This is a genomic window from Chitinivorax tropicus (assembly GCF_014202905.1).
GTDB lineage: Bacteria > Pseudomonadota > Gammaproteobacteria > Burkholderiales > SCOH01 > Chitinivorax > Chitinivorax tropicus.
The window spans coordinates 139,942-160,223 of record NZ_JACHHY010000005.1 but is presented as its reverse complement, the minus strand read 5'-3'; the positions used below and the strand labels follow the sequence as shown (position 1 = coordinate 160,223).

The window sequence follows — 20,282 nt, the reverse complement described above, 5'->3', positions numbered from 1 at the left end:
CGCCCAAAATTCATCGATTGACGATATGGCGTGAGGGCATCCCCTCAGTCATCGATAACCGGCTTCAATACATTTAATCTGTTCTGCCACCGCATTTTACGTGCTCGGCCAGAAATACCAAACACTGTTATATCGGCTGCGGCGGGCAGGGTTTCAAAGCCGCTTCAACATCAGGACGGTGGGCAGACTGCTGCTACCAGCCTCCCGCTTGAGCAGCGCGACATAGGTCAAAGCAACGCGGCCAAATCGGGCGGTGATGCGCGCCTCGAAATAGATGGTCTGCACCGTCAGCAAGGTCACCTTGTCTTTCAAGGGCTCTGGCAAATTTGTTTTGACCTCTTCCAGGCTTTTGAACGGTGTGCTCTTGCGCTGGCGCGTCAACTGCTGTGCTGTGGGCAGGTCCAAGCCATCCACGACAGCCACCAGCACTTCTGCCGGGGCGAAGTTGGCATTGATCTTGGCACCCTCTTCCGTTGTACCGACTGGCAGCACCGTGACAAAAGGCCGCAGCTTTTCAATCGCCTCCGCCGTGTATCCTTTGACGCGCTGCAGCTCAGACAGATCACTCATCTGCCGGTTGGCAGCGCGATATGGCACGGGCAGGTTCAGGTAATCCATGTCCTCGGCCCCGCCGGGTATGGATACATCGGGATTCTGATCCAACCAATCCAGCAGGCTGTGGGCGAGATCCTCCGGCAATTGCAGTTGTTGCAATAACCGCTTATAAGCCTTGATGATCTGCGGGTTGGGGTCGCCTTTGTCGTTGGTCAGGCTGTTGAGGTTGAACAAGCCTTGCAGATCGCGAATCTCGCCCCCTGCCTCACCCCGCTCAACTGGCATTTTGGCAATCGGCACAGCCCATGCCTCGCCAGGGTGGTCATACGCCTGCCCGCCACTGGCATCGCCGCGCAACGAAACCCGTGCCAGATTCAAAGAGGCCAATGCGATGGCTTTGGCTTCAGCCGCATCACGCTGGTTTTCCACCACCCGAATCCACAACTGCTCCCGCCAGGCCATGAAGAACACAATGGCTGCCACGATAGCCACCACCAGCACAGCCGTGATGATCGCTACACCTTGTTGTTTTCTCATGGCAAAGCCCACAAGCGGTCGATGACCTCGCCACTGTTCAAGGTGATCACGATCCGGATGGCTCTGGGCATGACTGCCTGTTGCCCGGCTGGGGGCCATCGGGCATCCCAGCTACCTTGATCATTCATGAACCCGACATCGAACCCTTTGACCTGCGGCAGCAACACATCGACCTGCGGGGTATCACGCATGGGTTGATCCAACATGGCCCATCGCACCATCTCCAGCCGCCCTTCTCGCAGCCGGTAGCCGACATGCATTGGCTCACCGGTGCCGCCTTTGCCGTTGGCCGGGCCAACCCGCACGATATGCAGGTTGGCGTCGTCGGCATTGAATAGCTGCGGGTTGCCAGCCACCGGGTCTTTGACGTTGCCAAAGGTATCACGGTAGGGTCGATTGACAGCCAAGCTGATGTCCTCTTCCATGCGCCCGAGAATCAGCGTCAACTCCCGCCATTTCCGGTTCTCGGCGTCCAGCCGCGCCCTTACTGCCATGATGCGGTCCAGCCCGCCATAGGCGATCACCGACATGATGGCGAATACGATCAATGCCACCAGCAGCTCCAATAGCGTGAAACCGCGCTGGGTCTGATGGCGCATGAATAGGGGGTTATTTGCCGGCACGCGTCAGGTACCCAATCAATTGTGCCGAAGCGTAATCAGTCTGCTCACCCATGAACACTTTGATCTCAATGCGGCGAAAGTCCTTGTTGGGCGTGCCGCTCACGTCCTCTCGCCAGCTGAATTTGATGCCTGCCTGCTCGGCTTTGCCATGGGTCGAGCCCACTTCAGGAAAATCCCGCAGGGCGTTGTGCTCATTCAGCCGGTTCTGGGCAACCCAGCCCGCAGCCAAGCGGGTCTTCATTTCCGATACCGAGCTGATCAGGCCGGATGTCGCACGCATTGCCGCAGCCAGCGCCACGGCCAATATCACCAACGCTATCAGCACCTCGATCAGCGTGAACCCGTTTGCAGGCGATTTGGTGCTAATTGACGGCATCGGGCTGATCCTCCAAAAAGACCCGGCCCAGCACATCCGTGCGCAGCTTGAGTCGCTTTTCACCCAGCGCAAAGCGCATGGCGAACAGCTCGTTGACACCCGAGGGCATGAACAGCAGGCGACCGTCAGCGGGCAAAGGCTGCAGGCTCATCTGGATCTGGTCGATGTGCATGGCATCAGGCAGCGTCCGCTCGTGCAGATCAGACTTGGCATCGAACGCCACCCAATCGTTGTTTTCGCGCCGGTAGAACCGATAGGTCGTCCCATCGGTTGCCCACCCGATCGGCTCGCCACTGGCCACCGCCTCGTCACGGGCCGTCTCAAACAGCAGCGCCAGTCGCTCGGCTTCATCACGTAGTTGACGCGATTGCCCCGGATCGAGCCGAACTGCCGCCAGCGTGATGACAATGCTGATGATCAGCACCACCACGATGATTTCGATCAGTGTGAACCCTCGGCTGTCACGAGCCGCACGTAATGCTGACATGGATGATCGGCTTACCAGGACCCAATGTCCGCATCAGAGCCTTCGCCACCGGCAGCGCCATCAGCACCGTAGCTGAAAATGTCGATTTCGCCATGAATGCCGGGGCTCAGGTATTGGTAGTCCCGCCCCCACGGGTCTTGGGGCAATTTGTCCAGATAACCACCGGTTTTCCAATTATTGGGAATCGGGGGGACGGTCGGTTTCTGCACCAGGGCTTTCAAGCCCTGCTCAGTGGTCGGATAGGCGGTGTTATCCAGCTTGTAGAGTTTCAGTGCCTGCACGATGGCACCGATATCATGTTTTGCCGCCACCACCCGCGCCTGATCCGGACGCTCCATCACCTTGGGCACCACCAAGGCAGCCAGCACACCCAGGATCACGATCACCACCATGATCTCGATCAGCGTAAAACCTTGTTGACGTTTGTGTTGCATATTCGGTCCTTTGCAGTCGGCCAGCAATGGCCACTTATTTGATCAATTGATTCATTTCGAAGACAGGCAGCAAGATGGCCAGCACGATCACCAGCACCACTGCACCCATCAACAGAATCAGCAAGGGTTCCATCAAACCTGTGATGGTGGCAACGCGGGTCTCCAGCTCATCACTCTGCTGTTTGGCAGCGCGATCCAACATATGTTCCAGACGCCCGGATGCTTCGCCGCTGGCAATCAGGTGGATCAAGACCGGAGGAAAGAGCTTGCTGACCGCCAGCGCCCGCGACAGGCTCAGCCCTTCGCGAACCTGTTTGGTGGATTCCTTCACCGCTTCGCGCAGGGCACGATTATCCACCACACCCGACGCAGCGGTCATCGCATTCAACATGGGCACACCCGAGCCGACCAGAATCGCCAAGGTGCTCGCCAGGCGGGCAGTGCCGATGGAACGCGACATGCGGCCAAGCAGGGGCATCGCCAGCAAGGCACGGTCAAACCGCAGGCGCACAGCTTCGTTTTTCAAGGCCCGCAGGAACAAAAAGACAGCCAATGCCAGCACCACCGCGAACGGCAGGCCCCCGACCCTGACGGCGTCCGACACCGCCAGCAGGCCACGGGTGAGCAGCGGTAGCTGCTGATGCGTGTTCTGGAACACATTGACCACCTGCGGCACCACATAGGTCAGCAGGCCGGTCACCACCAAAATCGACACCGCCGTGATGATGGCTGGATAAATGAAGGCCAGCATGACCTTGGAGCGCAGGGCATGGCGGGACTCGATGTATTCTGCCAGGCGCCGCATGACCTCGGGCAGCTTGCCGGACTCCTCGCCCGCGCCGACCAGGGTTCGGTACAGATCCGGGAAGACCTTGGGGTGCTGCCCCAAGGCATTGCTGAGGCTGATCCCCGCCAGAATCTCGCTCCGCACGGCGGCCAGTACCTCGCGCTCGCGCGGGGCTTCCGATTGTTCGATCACCACATTCAACGCTTGTTCGATGGTCAGCCCGGCATCCAACAAGGTGGACAGCTGGCGCGTCATCAACGCAAGCTGTGCTATGGACACCCCGCCACGTCGGCTGCCGCCACTCGCTTTGTCGGCATCAGTGACGATTTCGCTGATCTCGACGACCATCAAACCTTGTTCGCGCAAGGTCTGGCGGGCCAAGCGGGCATTGTCGGCTTCCAGCACGCCTTTCAGGGTCTTGCCTGAGGCGGCATCCAGCGCTTCATATCTGAATCCGGACATATTAAAGGTTGATGTGATTAGTAGAGTCGTTTGCGCCCGTATTCTTCAGGACGACGCCTGACTTGGCAAGCTCGGTCGCATGGCCGGCCCACCTCACACGATGCATTTCAAGCGATCACCGGCTCAAATTGGCTTGATTTTCAGCCATCCATGCGCGTTTTTTCATTCTGTCGCGAACTCTCCTAAGAATTACAAGTCACATTCCCCTTTGCCGGGTGCTGTCTGCATGGCTGGGCGGCCCTGTCATGAGGCCGCGCTGACAGAGCCTGCATCACGTACAGTGCACACCTGCCCCGCCAAGGATCGAATGATCCGCCTGTAAACCAGCTGTCTGGCAAAGATGCCGGCGCATCACGCCCTAAAGTGTGGTGAGCTATAACGTAACCAATCCCGTACAGGAATCTGGGGTAATCTGTCGTTTGTCTGGTGTTGGCAACAGGATGGTCGGGTACTTGGCGCTGCCGAGCGGAGCGCACTGCCAAGTGATCAGCACCCAAGCCACCCGAACGGGCAAACCACCGTGCAGCCATTTTGTGTTTGGCAAAGCCATCCGAGACGGATGAACCGGTCAATCTGCACGATGCCCGCCATTGATCTCAGCCACAGGGAAGAACCATGGCTCGCATTCGCGCCATTGATGATGACGAAAAGAAACTGAAGCGCCAATCCATTCTGGATGCGGCATTGCGCCTCTACCACGATAACACCCGTGAATTGCCCTCGGTAAGCCGGATCGCTGAAGCGTGTGGTTTGGCCAAAGGCACGGTCTATCTCTACTTCAAGACCAAGGAGGAAATCTTCCTGGCCTTGCTGGAAGAGGGATTCCACCGCGTGCTGCGGGAAATCGAACAGGTCGTGACCGAGCACGCCACCCAGCCCCAGGCCTTATTGGATGCCTATGTGAACCGCTATGTGGCGCAAGTGGCGGATCAGCCTGATTTCCTCAGGCTGGCGGCGATGACCAATGCCGTGCTGGAGCAGAACCTGGATCAGCAGATCGCCTTGCAATTCAAGGCAGAGTTGCTACGCCAGCTCGGCCAGCTCGGCGCTCGGCTGGAACAAGCCCTGCCCGCCCTCAACCCAGGCGATGGCCATCGCTTGCTCAGCCGCACCTATGCGCTGACCATCGGCTTATGGCAAGTGCTGGATTGGCCGGAGAATGTCCGTTGCCTGGTCGAGCAGGAAGAATTCAGGCATGCCCGCCCGGATTTCTTCAATGAGTTGTCGATTGCGTTACGACAACTGCTGAAAGGCGCCCTACCCATTTGACGAAGCAGCCCAACGACAAGCGGTAATCCAATCGCGGCAGGCGTCAGTTGGCAGCCTTAAAGTGGGCAACAGGGGGCAAAATGCCCCTCGTATGACCCGCCCATCGGCCCCAGACGCTGGCTGGCCTGCATTCCTGTTGATATTCTCTGGGTCTGCAAACCACTCATCCTTTATCGCATGACGCGGCTGGATTGTGTTGGCATGGAAAGAAAGGAACCTGACCCGCTGTGGCTTATCTCTCTCAAACCATTCTCTTTCTGGCCGTTGCGGTCACCATCGTGCCCTTGTTCCGCAAACTGGGGCTCGGGGCGGTGCTCGGGTACTTGATCGCGGGCGTAGTGATCGGCCCTTGGGGCTTGAAGCTGATCGACAACGTCGAGCAGGTTCTGCATGTGTCCGAGCTGGGTGTGATCCTGCTCTTGTTCGTGATCGGGCTGGAGCTGGAGCCCTCGCGGTTATGGGTATTACGTCGGCCCGTATTCGGCCTGGGTGGCGCACAGGTCATCCTGAGTGGTCTGGTACTGGGTGGTTTTGCCATCTGGCAAGGCCTGACCTGGAAAAGCGCCCTGATCGTCGGGCTGGGGCTGGCCATGTCATCCACTGCCTTTGTGTTGCAAACTCTGGCGGAACGGCAAGAGCTGACCGCCCGCCATGGCCGGGATGCGTTTTCCATCCTACTGTTTCAGGACATTGCCGTCATTCCGCTGCTGGCGTTGATCCCGCTGCTTTCCCCGGTTCGCTCAGGCGAAGGCGGTCTGGACTGGGGAGATGCAGCCCGCGCCATCGGAACGGTATTGGGCGTGATCGGTGCCGGACACTATCTGCTGCGCCCCGCCTTCCGTTACGTTGCCCGCAGCGGCGCCAAGGAGCTCTTCACCGCTGCCGCGCTGTTGGTGGTCATCGGCAATGCAGTCCTGCTGCAATGGGCCGGGCTGTCCATGTCGCTGGGTGCTTTCCTGGCGGGTGTCATGCTGGCGGATTCGGAATACCGACACGAGCTGGAAGCGAACATTGATCCATTCAAGGGCTTGCTGCTGGGCCTGTTCTTCATTGCCGTCGGCATGACAGCCAACCTGGGAATCATGCTGGCGCACCCACTCAAGGTGCTGGCACTGACATTGGGCTTGATTGCCGCCAAGACACTCGTGCTGCTGATCCTGGCTCGGATCACGGGAGCAGACCGGGCCACTGCCGTGAAGCTGGGCATCACCTTATCTCAGGGCGGCGAATTCGCGTTCGTATTGTTCAGTGTGGCCACAACGGAAAAGATCATCTCCACCGCCCTCAATGATACGCTGGTGGTTGCAGTCACCCTGTCGATGCTGATCGCTCCCTTCCTCTTCATTGCTTACGACAAGCTGATTGCGCCCTGGCTGGAACGGACAACCGAACGTGAATTCGACCAGATCGAAGATCACGACAAACCCGTCATCATCGCGGGCTTTGGCCGGTTTGGACAGATTGTGGCGCGTATCCTCCACATGCAACATATCCCATTCACCGCACTGGATAAAAGCACACAACAGGTGGATTTCGTCAGAAAATTCGGCAACCAGATCTACTATGGCGATGCCTCCCGCCTGGAGCTGCTGGAAGCAGCCGGCACAGGCAAGGCCCGGCTCTTTGTGCTGGCGCTGGACGATGTCGATACCTCGATCAAGACTGCCGAGCTGATGCGACGACACTTCCCCCACGTTCCTGTCTATGCCCGGGCACGTAATCGCTACCATGCATACAAGCTGATGGACGCGGGTGCCAAAGCCATCTATCGTGAAACATTCGGGTCAAGTTTAGACATGGCTCAAGCCGTTCTTGGCGAAATGGGGCTGGATGAGCAAAAAGCCCGACAAAGCGTCGATACCTTTGAACAGGCAGATCTGGATCTACTGCGTCGGCAGCATGCGGTCTATCAAGACGAACACCTGTTGATGCAGTCTGCGCAACAAGCGCAGGAGGAACTCAAGCACCTGTTTGAATCCGAACAACATAAAGCAGAAACCTGAGTTATGTTGACACAATTCAGGAGCATAGATGCAGCTCAGACTGGCGTCAGGCCTACTATTCGGCATGGTATGGATGATTGCGGTGACCATCGCCGCACAGGCAACCATACTACAGCCATGGGATGGCCCCACCAGCGGCCCGCCTGCCCAACTCGGCAAACAACAGATCGTATTCATCGCACAGGACTATCGCAACGGTGGCATCACCAGTCGCTATCGTGCATTTTCGGCTGCTGCGGCACTGCTGGATTGGCAGGTGCAGGCGATGGATGGTCGAGGCGATCTGCAGATGACGCGTGTGGCGTTTGCCAAGACCATCGAGCAAAAGCCACATGCAATCGTCCTGGGCGGCATCTCTCCCACCTACATGACCGATCTGGTTTCCTATGCTCAGCGCCAGCAAATCAAGCTGATCGGCTAGCACGCAAGCGCCAAAGCAGGCCCAAGCAAATCACTGTACGTCAATGTCACCACAGATGCCATGGCGGTCGCCAAGCTGGCAGCAGATTACGCTATTCAGCAGGCCAATAGGCCAATGGGCGTTGTGATCTTGACCGACCGCCGTTTCGAAATCGCCGTTGCCAAATCCGATGCCATGAAAAAAATCATTGAGCAATGCGGACATTGCAAGGTGCTGGCCGTGGAAGATGTCCCCATCAATGAGGTGACGGAAACCATCGGCCCCTTGGTCAATAAGCTCAATCAGCAATTCGGTAAACAATGGACACACACCTTGGCAATCAATGATGTGTATTTCGACGAGATGAATTTTCCATTACGGCAAATCCGCCGCCCGGACATTCGAAATATCTCTGCGGGCGATGGCTCAAGTAAAGCCATCAACCGCATTCGCGGCGGCTTATCGCAACAGATCGCAACCGTTGCCGAACCACTGAATGCCCAAGGCTGGCAGATGGTGGATGAATTGAATCGTGCATTTGCGGGCCAGCCCCCCAGTGGCTACACGACGAGCCCGATATTGGTGACGCGCGACATGTTGAAGGCAATCGGCAACCGAGACATCGACGCTCAACTCGGTTACCAGGAAGCTTATGAAAAAATATGGTTTAACAAAAATCGATAAACAATAATTAAATTACATATCAAAACAGTCTACTTGCCACATATCCAATATTGTTTACAACATACAACTCAATCAGTTAGCCTTCTTTGCACTGGCCAGCCCATATTGATTCCCCCGAAAACCAGCTTACTTTTTCTGGGTGAGCTCATATTTCACTTTTTACATGACGGTGAACGATGAAGCTGATTCCTCTGTACTGGCCATTTCTGCAGCTATCGCTCCCTTGCCGTTCACTGGTGCGGTGTACACAAACACGATGTACCACCAACTCTGCCCAATCCACGTCGATTCGTTGTCCATACCTGTCACCGTGCCCCTGAACAACCCTGCCACGCTTTACCACAAGATCGTCATCAGCCCGCTGCCAGCGGGGCTACACTTTGAATGGCGTGGCACCAACATATGGCAGGAGATCGCACCCCGCTGGTCAACAATATCGATGTCGTCACCCTTACCAACAGCCCAGGGGTTGCTGGCAATTATCTCCACTACCAGCAGGTGTTGAATGCCGATGGTTCAAGCTATTGCGACACCAATATGATCTATCTCAATTTTGCCAATATCTGATCGGTTGAGTTGAGCTGAGCTGATCCGGGCAATGCCCGGATGACGATCAGCTCCCTGCCTCCCGTTTTTTTCACACATGCGACAAATCAGGATGGAAAAAAGTCGATAACTAGGCTTTGATATATTCATCAACCAGGAGATTTTGGTATGGAATTCGATGAAGTCAAACCTGAGCATTTCGGCACCATCTCCCGCAACCCATTTCCCCATGTATTGATCGACCGCGCCCTGATGCAAATTGCCGGGGGCGGCACTGCAGCCTCGGATTTCCACAAAAGGGTGATTGCCGCTGCCGGGTGGAAACATCACAATCTGGTGCCATTTGGCAAACACCCGCAAGAAGCCGCACAGGTTTACAACAAGATCCGAGCGGTCTTGGCACACTGCAGCGAAGATGCCGAAGCGATTCTGAAAGCCTTGGGCGCCTGATCAAGATCCTGGTCGGGTGACGCACCTCATCCCACTCCCCCAATGATAAGGCTGCCGGAGACGGGTGCTGGCTAGGCAGGGTCGGATCGACGGTCAAAGACGCAGTTTGACATAGCTGCCTGGTGCATCGTCCAGTGCGGGCAGCTGACCAGCACCAGGGGTTCTTGCCGCCACCAGCTTGCCATTGAAGGGCTTGACCCATTCCGCCCAGTCCTGCCACCACGAGCCTTCATGTGCCTGGGCATCTTGCAGCCATTCCTCTGCCGTCTCGCAGATCACCTCATTGGTCATGTAGCCATATTTATTGGCGCTGGGTGGGTTCACAATGCCGGCGATGTGGCCTGATCCCCCCAAGACAAAGCGCTTGGGCCCGGTCAGCAGGCGCGTGCCGAGATAGGTGGTCTTCCAGGGGGCAATATGGTCCTCGCGGGTCGATATCCAATATGCAGGGGTTTTGATCTTACGCAGGTCGATGGGCACACCAGCCAGCGTGATACCTGCCGGCTCACGCAAGCGGTTGTACAGGTACATATTGCGCAGGTAGAACCCATGCATGGCAGCTGGCATGCGGGTGGAGTCTGAATTCCAGTACAACAGATCAAACGCCATGGGCTCGCGGCCCATCAGGTAGTTGTTGATGACAAATGACCAGATCAGGTCATTTTCACGCAACAGATTGAAGACCTCCGCCATCTGATGCCCTTCCAGATAGCCTTTCTTGTCCATATAGGCTTCCAGACGGGCAATCTGTGCCTCATCGACAAAGACTTCCAGCTCACCGATGTCCGAGAAATCCATCAAGGTGGTCATGAAGGTGGCGGATTTGATACGGCTATCACGTCTGGCCGCCATATAGGCCAACGTTGAGGCCAGCAGCGTCCCACCGATACAGTATGCCAACGCCTTGACGTCTTTTTCACCCGTTGCCTGCTGAATCGCATCCAATGCCGCCAACGGCCCTTCTTGCATATAGTCTTCGAAATGCTTGTTCCGTAGCGAGGCATCAGGGTTGACCCAGCTGATGACAAATACCGTATGCCCCTGATCCACCGCCCATTTGATCAGTGAGTTCTTGGGCTTCAGATCCAGAATGTAGTACTTGTTGATCCAAGGTGGAATCACCAACAAAGGCCGTTGAAAAACCTTTTCCGTACTCGGGGCGTATTGGATCAACTGCATCAGCGCATTCTGGAAGACAACCTTGCCGGGGGTGGTGGCAATGTTCTCACCCAGCCTGAATGCCGAGAGGTCAGTCATCCGGGTTGCCAGCCGGCCATTTCCCCGTTCCAGGTCATCCAGCAGATGACGCAAACCCTGGATCAGATTCTCACCATTGGTTTCCAGGGTTTCCTTGATCACTTGCGGATTGGTGGCAGCAAAATTGGTGGGCGACATGGCATCGACAAATTGCCGCATGTAGAACGCAACCTGCTTACGGGTGTGCCCATCCAGCCCCTCTGTGTGCTCCACGGCAGCCAACGCATGGTTGGCAGTCAACAGATAGGATTGCTTGATGAAGTCGAACACCGCATGTTGTGCCCAGGTCTCATCCTTGAAGCGCTTGTCGCCCTGCATAGGTGCCACCACCGGCTCGACTTTGGCTTGCAACGCCCAATGCTCAAATGACTGTCGCCAGAGCGCTGCCGCATCCTGCCAGAATGCCATTTGCTGTTGCCACGCTTGCTGCGGGTGGGCCAACCACTGGCGCGACCAATCCTGCATCAGTCGCCCGACCATGGTCGGGTCGAGCACACTGAATTGTTCTTGATCCTGCCGCGACAGAAAGTCGGCCAACATCCGCTGGCTGCGTTGCATGACATCCTGCCACTGCATGGCCAGGGAAGCGGGATCGGGGGAACGTGCATTCGTCATCGCCATCTCCTTCATGTTGCCTTGACACATCATGGCATGAATCCCGCCAGAGGGCATCCCGCAACAGCTTATCCATGGATTGCAAAACGACTACGTTACCGTGATGTGCGGCCAGGCAGGCTCCCGCCCATGCCAGCGACAACACCGGAGCAGGCGGCCCCCGCATCAATGCCCCACCCGACACCCGGCAGGCTGGGGCAACCAGTGCGTGATATAGTGGGCGCTATAAGTGATTGGAAACAATACCTTGCTTCGAAGCCCACCGAGACTTTGGCTGGGCTCTGTTGACATGATTTCATGGCCACGGCACAGACAAGGAATCCCCATGAACACTGGACACCCGCCACCCGATGCCCTTGAGCCAGACAGGGCCGATCCACAAGTGATGTCAGCCGCAGCGGACATCATCTTGAAATTCAACAGCCAAGAGCCCGGCGCGGTTGATCTGTGCCAGAAATACTGGCTGGTGATCAACCCACCTCACTTCCACTACGCCATCGAGCAGCTGGCCAATGAATTCGGCTTGGATGTGAAAGCCATCCATAAGGTGGTCGGCCACTATTGCACGGCAGCGGGGGAGCATACCCACTGTGGCAACTGCGGCAAAGCGATCATCTATCGCAATCGCACGACCTATAAGCAGGTGAAGAGCTATTTGCTGTCTGATTGGATATGCCGCGATTGCTTCGTCAAATCAGGCTAGGCGCGGTGGCCATCCGTTGGGCGGCCAACCCATCCCGCAGTCGCGCCATGGGCAGCGCCAGAGATGGGTCAGCACTGAATCAGGCACGGCGCCGGTCAGTCCGACTCAGTCCATTCAATGTTCGCACCCAGCTTGACCAGGTTTTCCACGAAGCCAGGATGGGCTCGTCTGATTGGTGATGCGTTGCGGATGATGGATCGGCCTTCGATACTGGCAGCCAACATCAACAAGGCGATGGCCACACGGATGATATAGGGGCTTTCGACTTCAGCAGGTCTCAATGTCTTGCCGCCAAAGGTGATCACCCGATGCGGATCGGACTGGAAGACATGGGCGCCGAATTTACCCAGCTCAGCGGTCCAGCCCAATGCCCCGTCATAGACCTTGTTCCAGAACAAGGCGCTGCCCGATGCCCGTGCGCCCAAGGCGATGAAGATGGGCAGCAGATCGACTGGGAAATAAGGCCAGGGGGCGGCTTCGACTTTCTGCAGGATATTCTTGGTGAAGGGTTCTTCAACGATCAACCCATTGGGGGCGAAGCTGGTGGTGTAGCCATTTTGGTGGCTCAGCTCGATCCCGAACTTGCGGAAAGTACGCGTGATCAACGGAAAATGCTCATAGGCGGTGTTTCTGACCGACACCGAGCCGCCGGTGATCGCGCCCAGTGCCAGGAAGGTCACCACTTCGTGATAGTCCTCGACGAAAGTGTATTCCACGCCCCGCAACTGCTCGACCCCTTGGATGACCAGCTTGGAGGTGCCTACCCCGTCGATCTGTGCCCCCATCAATTGCAGGAAGCCGCAGAACTCCTGTACATGCGGCTCGCAAGCGGCATTGACCAACGTGGACTGTCCATCGGCCAACACCGCGCACATGGCAAAATTCTCGCTGGTGGTCACCGAGGCATAGTCAAGCCAGTGCTGGTGCGCAGCCAGCTGCTGCGGGCTACGGGCGATCAGCGAGCCGTGGGATTGCTCGATGGCTGCGCCAAAACCCTTGAACACCTCGACATGGGGATCGATTTCACGAGCGCCCAGGGTACAGCCCTGCACGTCGTTCTCGATACGGGCCACGCCGAATCGATGCAACAACGGCGGCACTAGCATGATGGATGAGCGCATCTCCTCAGGCAATCGGTGACGTGATTCATCAAAGTGGGCCTGGGCATGGCAAATGGTCAGTGTACCGGACTCGATCTCACCATCGATCTGGCTGCCGATGGAGCGGAAGACGTCCAGAATTTTGCGCACATCGGTGATGTTCGGCAGCCGATGCAATGTGATCGGCTCAGTCGTCAACAGCGTGGCGCATAAAATGGGTAGAACAGCATTCTTGTTGGCGGAAGGCTCAATGCGACCATTGAGTGGGGTTCCGCCATGTACGATCAGATCAGACACAACATCACACCTTGCTATCATCAGTTTGGCCGAACGCCTGCCAGTCTCGGATGGGTTGACGACCGGCGGCGCATGGAATGCCGTGCATCATAGCGGAAAACCAACCCGTCAACCGACCTATCTGTGCGGGTTGGCTTTCGACATCAGCACGCAAGCAGCGCTGGTGCGTGAGTCCGGCTATAGTGAAACCATGCTCACCCCTTGAAAGCGTCACCATGGCTCGCAATGTGGAAGCGATTCGTAGTGTGGCCCTGGTCGGCCACTTTGATGTCGGCAAAACCACACTGGCAGAGATGCTGTTGCATCGTGCGGGCGCCATTGGCGGGGTCGGCACCGTGGAACGAGGCGACACGGTCTGTGATTTCGATCCGATGGAGCGCGAGTATCGGCACTCTTTACAGGCATCGCTGGTGCATTTCACCCATCAACAGGCAGCCATCGAGATGATCGACACCCCCGGCTACCCTGACTTCATCGGGCATGCCATCTGCGCGTTGGCAGCGGTGGATACGGCGCTCATCGTCGTCAATGCCGTGAATGGCATCGAGCTGAATACATCTCGCATGATGGCCTGGGCAGCTGAGCGGAAGCTATGCCGGATGATCATCATCAACAAGATGGACGCCGAGCGGGTTGATCTGCCGGGTTTGCTGGCACAGCTACAGGCCGCCTTTGGCAAAGAGGTACTGCCGATCAATCTGCCCGCCCAGTCCGCAACTGCTGTGGTGGATTGTTTCTTCAACCCGGCGGGGGATGCGGATTTCTCCTCGGTGGCCGAGGCCCATCGCGCACTGGTCGATCAAGTGGTCGAGGTGGATGAAGCACTGATGGCGACCTATCTCGAACAGGGTGACATTGCACCAGAGCAACTGCACGCCCCATTCGAACAGGCATTGCGGGAGGGTCACATCATCCCGGTCTGTTTCACATCCAGCCGCACAGGTGTGGGTATCGACGCCTTGCTGGATGTGCTGGTCAGGCTCGCCCCCCACCCTCGGGAGGGCAACCCGCCTTTGTTTCTGAAGGGTGAAGGCAACGCAGCCCAGCCGTTTCGCGCCACCGCTGACCCCAGTGGACATGTGCTGGCCCATGTGTTCAAGGTGGTCATGGACCCATTTGTTGGCAAGATGGGGGTATTTCGCGTCCATCAGGGCACCATAAGCAAGGATAGCCAACTGTTCGTTGGTGATGGCCGCAAGCCTTTCAAAGTCGGGCATCTGTTCAAGGTGCAGGGCAAACACTATGTCGAAGTCGAGCAGCTGATCCCCGGCGAGCTGGGCGCCGTGGCCAAGGTGGAGGAGCTGGTGTTCGACGCGGTGCTGCATGACTCACATGACGAGGACCACATCCACCTGCAGCCCCTGACCTTCCCCGCCCCTATGTTCGGCCTGGCCATCGAGCCCAAGCGCCGGGGTGATGAACAGCGCATCGCAGAGGTACTGCACAAATTGCAACAGGAGGACCCATGCTTTCAGGTCGAGCAGCTTGCCCACACGCATGAGACTGTGATTCGCGGCTTGGGTGAGCTGCACATGCGCGTCGTGCTCGACAAAATGACCCAGCAGCATCGCCTGGAGATCACCACCCAGCCACCCCGCATCCCATACTGCGAAACCATCACCCAAGCCGCCGAAGGCCATCATCGACATAAGAAGCAGACCGGAGGCGCCGGCCAGTTTGGGGAGGTGATGTTACGTGTCGAGCCACAGCCGCGCGGGCAGGGCTTTGTCTTTGTCGATGAAGTGAAAGGGGGCGTGATTCCGGGGCAATTCATCCCCTCGGTCGAAAAAGGCGTGCGCAGTGTGCTCGAAGGCGGCCCGCTGTCGGGCTGTCCGGTGGTCGATCTCAAGGTGACTGTCTATGACGGCAAACACCACTCCGTCGATTCGAAAGACATCGCCTTTCAAATGGCGGGTCGCAAAGCCATGATCGACGCCATCAAGGCGGCACGCCCCATCGTGCTGGAGCCAGTGGTCAGGGTGGAGATCACCTGTCCGGAAGCGAATCTGGGCGACATCACTGCTGATCTGACCAGCCGACGTGGCCATGTGATGGGTACCCAATCCCAGGCACAGGGCATGGCATCGATCTGGGGGCAGGTGCCCTTGTCGGAGCTGAGCAACTACCCAGCCCGGCTTAAATCGATGACCGCAGGCAGAGGGTCTTATGTCATGGCGCTGGCCCAATATGACGCTGTGCCCACCGAGGTGCAGGCCCGGCTGGCCCATGAATACCAACACCATGCCAACGATGAGGAATAGCCGTTGATCGCCCCAGGCACCACCGCATTGCTGGCCCCCACGCTGTCAGGCGATACCCAGCTTCTCCAGCTTGCAGACCACAAATCGTGCATTGCTGACGGTGGCATCGGCAGCAACCCGCGCCTTGAACACCCCGTTGCCCAAGGTCACCAGGAAGACACCATCAATACCTGTTCGGGTCGCGGGTAGCAACAAGCAGCCCGAAAACAGTGGGTTGGCAGACTGCGCCACATGGATGGCCTCGAATCGTACCTTGGTCTGTGGGTCCTGCACCACGATCGGCATGGCATGCAGCGCCAACAGCTCGATACCGACCTCGATGTCACCGCTCAGCCGCCGGTTGATGCGGGCAACCCGACCGATCCGTGGTGCGGCATCTCCAGCCGAATAGATGCCGACCAACTCGCCCACAGGTACATCGTAGCGATCCTGCCGGGGGAACCGGATCGCGACGCCGATGGCACTCTGGTCGATCAGCAATGAACCTGGCTGGGCTTTCTCACGTGGATCGGGTGCATCCATGCCACCTTCCTCACCAAACCAGCTTTCAAAGGAGTAACGCTCATGGTTGGATTTTTCCATCAGGGCCGCATCCGGGCTTTTCAACAATGCCAGCACATCGTTGACACCATGACGCAACAACACTTCACGTTGCATCTTTTCACGCTGCGCCCGGCGCCGGAATGCTCGCGGTTTGCCACTCCATGCAAAACCGATGTCCAGCACGATTTCCTTCCATTGCACCGGGCGCCCTGACAAGGGTGGGCTTTTCAACCAAGCCTGCATCAACTTGTCCGTGACCAGGCCACGATGCCCTTCACTTTGTAGGATGCGCCGCGCACCCTGCGCCATCTCATTCAAATGCAGATCAACGCACAGCGCATCGCGTCTGACATTGATCCCGGTCGTCAATTGACACATGCTCACCGCCTGCCGCAGCCATTCCGCCACCGCACGGACTTCTTGCGGCAGCATCCGGCCATAGGGAATACGCGCCAATAGGTGCGCAACCATCAGCCACTGGCCAGGGGTCAAGGCGGTTTCCGACTCACGCTTGCCCACTACCTGATGCTTTTCCGCCAAGCGGTAAGCACCATGCAGCAACCGCCAAGTTGACTCGCCCACCTCGTAGTGCCGGTACAACATGCATTCGAGCATGTAGCAGGTCAGCGCCATGGCTCGGGAGCTGACCACCAGCACCTGCTCGGCATGTCCGCCATCCTTTTCGAATTGGGCCAGACAACGCTGGTATGAGGTGCTCAACTCGCTCCATGACTGCGTCACTACCGGCAAGGCTTTCAGCAAGTAGGCATCTGCCGCGCCAGGTGCAAACAAGCGAGCAATCACTTCGTCTGACAACGGGCGGGATTTGTCATCCAGATATTGAGTGGTGCGGATGCGCTCCTTGAGGCCCAGCCAATCCAGGCCATTGAGGTCAACCAGTGCGCTGTGTATTTCCCGCAACGCCTGCAGGGCATCCTGCTCGCGCAACTCTTCAATCAGCTCGGTCGCGCTGCGCAGATCGGTCACCCGGACATTGACATCTGTCTTGCGCAGCACCGCCCGCAGAAAACGCCGCAGCCCAGAATCCGCCGTTTTGGTCTTGGTCTCGCTCATGAATACTTATCCCAATCTGTCGGCTGCTGCCATCAACCAATGGTCGCCTTTGATCAACGTCTCCTTCATCCGGAACCGGACTTGCCGCTGATCGAGTTCGACAGTCAACTCTGCCCCTTGGCAATAGGCTGAATAGGGCACAATCAAGGCCAGCTGATCGGCAACCTGGTTATCCGATGCGCTGATCAACAACCCAGTCTGGCCGCGTGCGCTGGGTGCCAAAGCCACCCCACCGCGCACGATCAGCGGCTCTGCCCGCGCACCCAGCAGCTCAACGCCGATGAATTGATGCGATTCGCTCTGTTCATTCATCACCCGCCTGATGATGCCAATCTCCCACAGCCGGCCATCGATGCTGACCCCCAGCAACGTACCTGTCTGCAGTGGCTTGGTCTTGGCATCGGCCTGCAAGCCCACCCCCCGCTCACTACGATCGGTCATGATCCAGCATTCGGCTTGGCTGGTCACTCCTGTTGCAACCTTACCTTCCTTCGCCGTCGCTTGCTTGGTGCGATCGGTGACAAAGCCATACTGCTGCATATCCAGCATCGCCCGATCCCCGATTCCCCTGCCCGCTTCCAGCTGGGTCTGCGCTGGCGGCGGCAGCCCTTTGGCGATGACATCCAGGCCGATCAACACTTGCATTTCACCGGTCACCGCCACCCTTTCGCTGGTTCGCAGCGCCTGCAGATCGTATTCAGGACTCCACCAACGCTCCAGTTGCCGGATCAGATCCGATGCGCCCGTCACCGACAGGGATTCCACCAGCGCGGCAGGCAGCCTGGCTTTGTGCTGCCGGGCATTCATCAGCGTGCAGAGCCACTCTGACATGCCCCAATAGCGACCACGCGGTGCCCGAGGCTCACCTTTGTAGCGGGTCGTGCCGACAAAGCCGGTCAGATCCACCCAGAACTGACCACTGGTGGTGGATGGCAGGTGCTCGAACACCACATGTGGCGACAACCACGCCAGCCAGGTATCCACCAGATCCAGCTGGCGAACGGTCAGCCCACAGCCGATGACCGTGCCGAGCATGGATAGACGGATGAATTCATCGGCACAGGAGGTTTCCGCCTTTTGCGCACCAGGGTAGATACGGATGATGTCGGACTCGCGTTTTTCCACCTCGGCCAAACTGTAGAGTTGGTTCGCGGTCGCCCAGATCTTTTTATCCGGCACCTGGTTGTGAAAATAATGGAAGCGATTGAGGGCGCCGAGATAGCGCAAAGACCGTGCCAACATCAACGGCAGCTGTGCCTCGCTCCGCTGGTTGTTCGATGACGAATCCTTGATGAAAACCAGATAGGCCCGCAGCAAAGTCTCGCAAAACTGCACCGAACGATGCCAGATCTCCCGCTCCAGCTGCTCGGGCATGCGTGGGTTCTGCACGTATTGCAGATACGCCATTTCGAAGGTGGGGTTGACCAGGCCATCGAGTTGAATCAATGCAGCCAGTCGCGACACGCTCGGGCTGGCTTTCTGAGTGAGGAACTGCCCGATGGCATGACGGGTGGCATCCAGTATCGCCGCTGCTTCCCGTTGCTCGTTGGCTTTCCACCATGCATCCGCCGCTTGCGGACTGGTGAGTGGATGAGCCGGTTTTTCACGCAGCTTTTCGAAAAAACCCATGCCGTATTTCGCCCTGCAAAGCCCTAGGAACCTGTTATTCTGCAGTAAAGGCGGCATGCAGGCCAGCACGACGCTCACTCCCGGTATAATACGACGCACCCATCCATTGAGAGACTGACATGAGTCGAATTTCGCTAAGCCGCTTTCTGATCGAACAACAACGTAAAAACAACGCCATCGATGCAGAATTGCGCCTGTCAATCGAAGTCGTCGCCCGTGCCTGTAAGGCAATCAACCACGCCATCCGCAAGGGTGCGCTGGCTGGCGTACTGGGCGAGGCCGGCACCGGCAACATTCAGGGCGAAGCACAGAAAAAACTGGATGTGATCGCCAACGAGGTCTTGCTGGATGCCAACGAATGGGGCGGGCACTTGGCCGCCATCGCGTCGGAGGAAATGGAACATCCGCACCCGATTCCCACCGACTACCCGAAGGGTGGCTATCTGCTGCTGTTCGACCCGCTGGATGGCTCATCCAACATCGATGTGAATATCTCAGTCGGCACCATCTTCTCGCTGTTGCGCTGCCCGGACGGTGTGGATGGCACCGATGAGAAGGTCTTTCTGCAACCTGGCACCCAGCAGGTCGCCGCCGGTTATACCGTCTATGGCCCGCAGACCATGCTGGTGTTGACCTTGGGCAATGGCGTCCATGGTTTCACGCTGGATGCCGAGATCGGTAGCTGGATCTTGACCCACCCCAATATGACCGTGCCGGAAGAGACCAAGGAATTCGCCATCAACATGTCCAATATGCGCCATTGGGAAGCCCCGGTGAAGCGCTATATCGACGAATTGCTGGCCGGCAAGGAGGGCCCACGCGGCAAGGATTACAATATGCGCTGGGTGGCCTCGATGGTGGCCGACGTGCATCGCATCCTGACCCGTGGTGGCATTTTCACCTACCCCCGTGATGCACGTGAGCCGAACAAGCCCGGCAAATTGCGCCTGATGTATGAGGCCAATCCGATGTCCTTCATCATCGAGCAGGCAGGTGGTGCCGCCACTAACGGGCACCAACGGATTCTCGACCTGCAACCGACGGCCTTACATGAGCGCGTGGCGGTGTTCCTCGGCTCGAAGCGGGAAGTGGAAGTCGTCACCCGCTACCACCAGTCCTGAGCCCAATAGGGGCGGCCCTGCAAGCAAGAGGTGATCTGCCGGGGCTGGATATGCAATGCAACGAGGAAG

The 20,282-nt window shown here is 57.7% G+C and carries 20 protein-coding genes; 10 read left to right on the top strand and 10 right to left on the bottom strand.

The window, feature by feature from the left end; genetic code table 11:
- Positions 1 to 153 precede the first annotated feature (153 nt).
- The 6 genes from gspK to gspF are packed head-to-tail and all read right to left on the bottom strand — an operon-like array spanning position 154 to position 4,261.
- The gene (gene gspK / locus HNQ59_RS05670; protein ID WP_184036327.1) at positions 154 to 1,092 is read right to left on the bottom strand and encodes a type II secretion system minor pseudopilin GspK; all 939 of its coding nucleotides are present in this window, start codon (positions 1,090 to 1,092) and stop codon (positions 154 to 156) included.
- Positions 1,089 to 1,691, bottom strand: a complete 603-nt coding sequence (gene gspJ, locus HNQ59_RS05665; protein ID WP_184036324.1) for a type II secretion system minor pseudopilin GspJ — start codon at positions 1,689 to 1,691, stop codon at positions 1,089 to 1,091. The genes gspK and gspJ overlap by 4 nt, the downstream gene beginning before the upstream one ends.
- A 10-nt stretch (positions 1,692 to 1,701) precedes the next feature.
- A complete protein-coding gene (gene gspI / locus HNQ59_RS05660; RefSeq protein WP_184036321.1) occupies positions 1,702 to 2,091 on the bottom strand; it encodes a type II secretion system minor pseudopilin GspI in 390 nt (129 codons plus the stop codon).
- A complete protein-coding gene (locus HNQ59_RS05655) occupies positions 2,078 to 2,578 on the bottom strand; it encodes a GspH/FimT family pseudopilin (RefSeq protein WP_184036318.1) in 501 nt (166 codons plus the stop codon). Before HNQ59_RS05655 ends, gspI begins: the two co-directional genes overlap by 14 nt.
- A gap of 11 nt (positions 2,579 to 2,589) precedes the next feature.
- Complete coding sequence (gene gspG / locus HNQ59_RS05650; RefSeq protein ID WP_184036315.1) at positions 2,590 to 3,012, bottom strand: type II secretion system major pseudopilin GspG; 423 nt, start codon at positions 3,010 to 3,012, stop codon at positions 2,590 to 2,592.
- Positions 3,013 to 3,046: 34 nt separating this feature from the next.
- Positions 3,047 to 4,261, bottom strand: coding sequence for a type II secretion system inner membrane protein GspF (gspF, locus tag HNQ59_RS05645; protein WP_184036312.1), 1,215 nt, complete (start codon positions 4,259 to 4,261; stop codon positions 3,047 to 3,049).
- A gap of 615 nt (positions 4,262 to 4,876) precedes the next feature.
- Between gspF and HNQ59_RS05640 the strand changes: the two genes are divergently transcribed.
- The 6 genes from HNQ59_RS05640 to HNQ59_RS05615 all read left to right on the top strand — a co-directional run bounded on the left by HNQ59_RS05640 (position 4,877) and on the right by HNQ59_RS05615 (position 9,613).
- Positions 4,877 to 5,530, top strand: coding sequence for a TetR/AcrR family transcriptional regulator (locus HNQ59_RS05640; protein WP_184036309.1), 654 nt, complete (start codon positions 4,877 to 4,879; stop codon positions 5,528 to 5,530).
- A 227-nt stretch (positions 5,531 to 5,757) separates the two neighbouring features.
- Positions 5,758 to 7,533, top strand: coding sequence for a monovalent cation:proton antiporter-2 (CPA2) family protein (locus HNQ59_RS05635; protein WP_184036306.1), 1,776 nt, complete (start codon positions 5,758 to 5,760; stop codon positions 7,531 to 7,533).
- Positions 7,534 to 7,561: 28 nt separating this feature from the next.
- Complete coding sequence (locus HNQ59_RS05630) at positions 7,562 to 7,954, top strand: type 1 periplasmic-binding domain-containing protein (RefSeq protein WP_184036303.1); 393 nt, start codon at positions 7,562 to 7,564, stop codon at positions 7,952 to 7,954.
- A gap of 60 nt (positions 7,955 to 8,014) precedes the next feature.
- Positions 8,015 to 8,617 carry a type 1 periplasmic-binding domain-containing protein gene (locus tag HNQ59_RS05625; RefSeq protein WP_184036300.1) on the top strand — a complete coding sequence of 201 codons (603 nt, stop codon included), beginning with the start codon at positions 8,015 to 8,017 and terminating at the stop codon, positions 8,615 to 8,617.
- A gap of 402 nt (positions 8,618 to 9,019) precedes the next feature.
- On the top strand, positions 9,020 to 9,184 hold the full coding sequence (locus HNQ59_RS05620) for a hypothetical protein (protein WP_184036297.1): 165 nt from the start codon (positions 9,020 to 9,022) through the stop codon (positions 9,182 to 9,184).
- Positions 9,185 to 9,331: 147 nt separating this feature from the next.
- A complete protein-coding gene (locus HNQ59_RS05615; RefSeq protein ID WP_184036294.1) occupies positions 9,332 to 9,613 on the top strand; it encodes a hypothetical protein in 282 nt (93 codons plus the stop codon).
- 93 nt (positions 9,614 to 9,706) lie between these two features.
- On the opposite strand, the gene HNQ59_RS05610 is transcribed toward HNQ59_RS05615, so the two are convergent.
- Positions 9,707 to 11,485, bottom strand: coding sequence for a PHA/PHB synthase family protein (locus HNQ59_RS05610; protein ID WP_246490861.1), 1,779 nt, complete (start codon positions 11,483 to 11,485; stop codon positions 9,707 to 9,709).
- Positions 11,486 to 11,810: 325 nt separating this feature from the next.
- On the opposite strand from HNQ59_RS05610, the gene HNQ59_RS05605 reads away from it, so the two are divergent.
- Positions 11,811 to 12,188 (top strand): hypothetical protein, encoded by a 378-nt coding sequence (locus HNQ59_RS05605; RefSeq protein WP_184036291.1) that lies wholly within the window; start codon positions 11,811 to 11,813, stop codon positions 12,186 to 12,188.
- Between the two features lie 95 nt (positions 12,189 to 12,283).
- Here HNQ59_RS05605 and HNQ59_RS05600 read toward each other — a convergent pair whose 3' ends face one another.
- On the bottom strand, positions 12,284 to 13,585 hold the full coding sequence (locus tag HNQ59_RS05600; protein ID WP_184036288.1) for a UDP-N-acetylglucosamine 1-carboxyvinyltransferase: 1,302 nt from the start codon (positions 13,583 to 13,585) through the stop codon (positions 12,284 to 12,286).
- A gap of 25 nt (positions 13,586 to 13,610) precedes the next feature.
- Between HNQ59_RS05600 and HNQ59_RS05595 the strand changes: the two genes are divergently transcribed.
- Positions 13,611 to 13,790 carry a hypothetical protein gene (locus HNQ59_RS05595; protein ID WP_184036285.1) on the top strand — a complete coding sequence of 60 codons (180 nt, stop codon included), beginning with the start codon at positions 13,611 to 13,613 and terminating at the stop codon, positions 13,788 to 13,790.
- A gap of 10 nt (positions 13,791 to 13,800) precedes the next feature.
- A complete protein-coding gene (fusA, locus tag HNQ59_RS05590) occupies positions 13,801 to 15,846 on the top strand; it encodes an elongation factor G (RefSeq protein WP_184036282.1) in 2,046 nt (681 codons plus the stop codon).
- Positions 15,847 to 15,891: 45 nt separating this feature from the next.
- Here fusA and HNQ59_RS05585 read toward each other — a convergent pair whose 3' ends face one another.
- Positions 15,892 to 17,463, bottom strand: a complete 1,572-nt coding sequence (locus HNQ59_RS05585; RefSeq protein WP_184036279.1) for a hypothetical protein — start codon at positions 17,461 to 17,463, stop codon at positions 15,892 to 15,894.
- A 6-nt stretch (positions 17,464 to 17,469) separates the two neighbouring features.
- Complete coding sequence (locus tag HNQ59_RS05580; RefSeq protein ID WP_184036277.1) at positions 17,470 to 19,092, bottom strand: hypothetical protein; 1,623 nt, start codon at positions 19,090 to 19,092, stop codon at positions 17,470 to 17,472.
- A 119-nt stretch (positions 19,093 to 19,211) separates the two neighbouring features.
- Between HNQ59_RS05580 and HNQ59_RS05575 the strand changes: the two genes are divergently transcribed.
- Positions 19,212 to 20,213 (top strand): class 1 fructose-bisphosphatase, encoded by a 1,002-nt coding sequence (locus tag HNQ59_RS05575; RefSeq protein ID WP_184036274.1) that lies wholly within the window; start codon positions 19,212 to 19,214, stop codon positions 20,211 to 20,213.
- The last annotated feature ends 69 nt before the right edge of the window (positions 20,214 to 20,282 follow it).

Bases quoted from the DNA above. Each gene is read 5' to 3' on its own strand.
- HNQ59_RS05620 (WP_184036297.1), top strand. From the start codon at position 9,020: ATGGCAGGAGATCGCACCCCGCTGGTCAACAATATCGATGTCGTCACC.
- HNQ59_RS05610 (WP_246490861.1), bottom strand. From the start codon at position 11,485: ATGACGAATGCACGTTCCCCCGATCCCGCTTCCCTGGCCATGCAGTGG.
- HNQ59_RS05605 (WP_184036291.1), top strand. From the start codon at position 11,811: ATGAACACTGGACACCCGCCACCCGATGCCCTTGAGCCAGACAGGGCC.
- gspG (WP_184036315.1), bottom strand. From the start codon at position 3,012: ATGCAACACAAACGTCAACAAGGTTTTACGCTGATCGAGATCATGGTG.
- gspI (WP_184036321.1), bottom strand. From the start codon at position 2,091: ATGCCGTCAATTAGCACCAAATCGCCTGCAAACGGGTTCACGCTGATC.
- fusA (WP_184036282.1), top strand. From the start codon at position 13,801: ATGGCTCGCAATGTGGAAGCGATTCGTAGTGTGGCCCTGGTCGGCCAC.
- HNQ59_RS05580 (WP_184036277.1), bottom strand. From the start codon at position 19,092: ATGGGTTTTTTCGAAAAGCTGCGTGAAAAACCGGCTCATCCACTCACC.
- gspF (WP_184036312.1), bottom strand. From the start codon at position 4,261: ATGTCCGGATTCAGATATGAAGCGCTGGATGCCGCCTCAGGCAAGACC.
- gspK (WP_184036327.1), bottom strand. From the start codon at position 1,092: ATGAGAAAACAACAAGGTGTAGCGATCATCACGGCTGTGCTGGTGGTG.
- HNQ59_RS05615 (WP_184036294.1), top strand. From the start codon at position 9,332: ATGGAATTCGATGAAGTCAAACCTGAGCATTTCGGCACCATCTCCCGC.
- HNQ59_RS05575 (WP_184036274.1), top strand. From the start codon at position 19,212: ATGAGTCGAATTTCGCTAAGCCGCTTTCTGATCGAACAACAACGTAAA.
- HNQ59_RS05655 (WP_184036318.1), bottom strand. From the start codon at position 2,578: ATGTCAGCATTACGTGCGGCTCGTGACAGCCGAGGGTTCACACTGATC.
- HNQ59_RS05625 (WP_184036300.1), top strand. From the start codon at position 8,015: ATGGCGGTCGCCAAGCTGGCAGCAGATTACGCTATTCAGCAGGCCAAT.
- gspJ (WP_184036324.1), bottom strand. From the start codon at position 1,691: ATGCGCCATCAGACCCAGCGCGGTTTCACGCTATTGGAGCTGCTGGTG.
- HNQ59_RS05630 (WP_184036303.1), top strand. From the start codon at position 7,562: ATGCAGCTCAGACTGGCGTCAGGCCTACTATTCGGCATGGTATGGATG.
- HNQ59_RS05585 (WP_184036279.1), bottom strand. From the start codon at position 17,463: ATGAGCGAGACCAAGACCAAAACGGCGGATTCTGGGCTGCGGCGTTTT.
- HNQ59_RS05640 (WP_184036309.1), top strand. From the start codon at position 4,877: ATGGCTCGCATTCGCGCCATTGATGATGACGAAAAGAAACTGAAGCGC.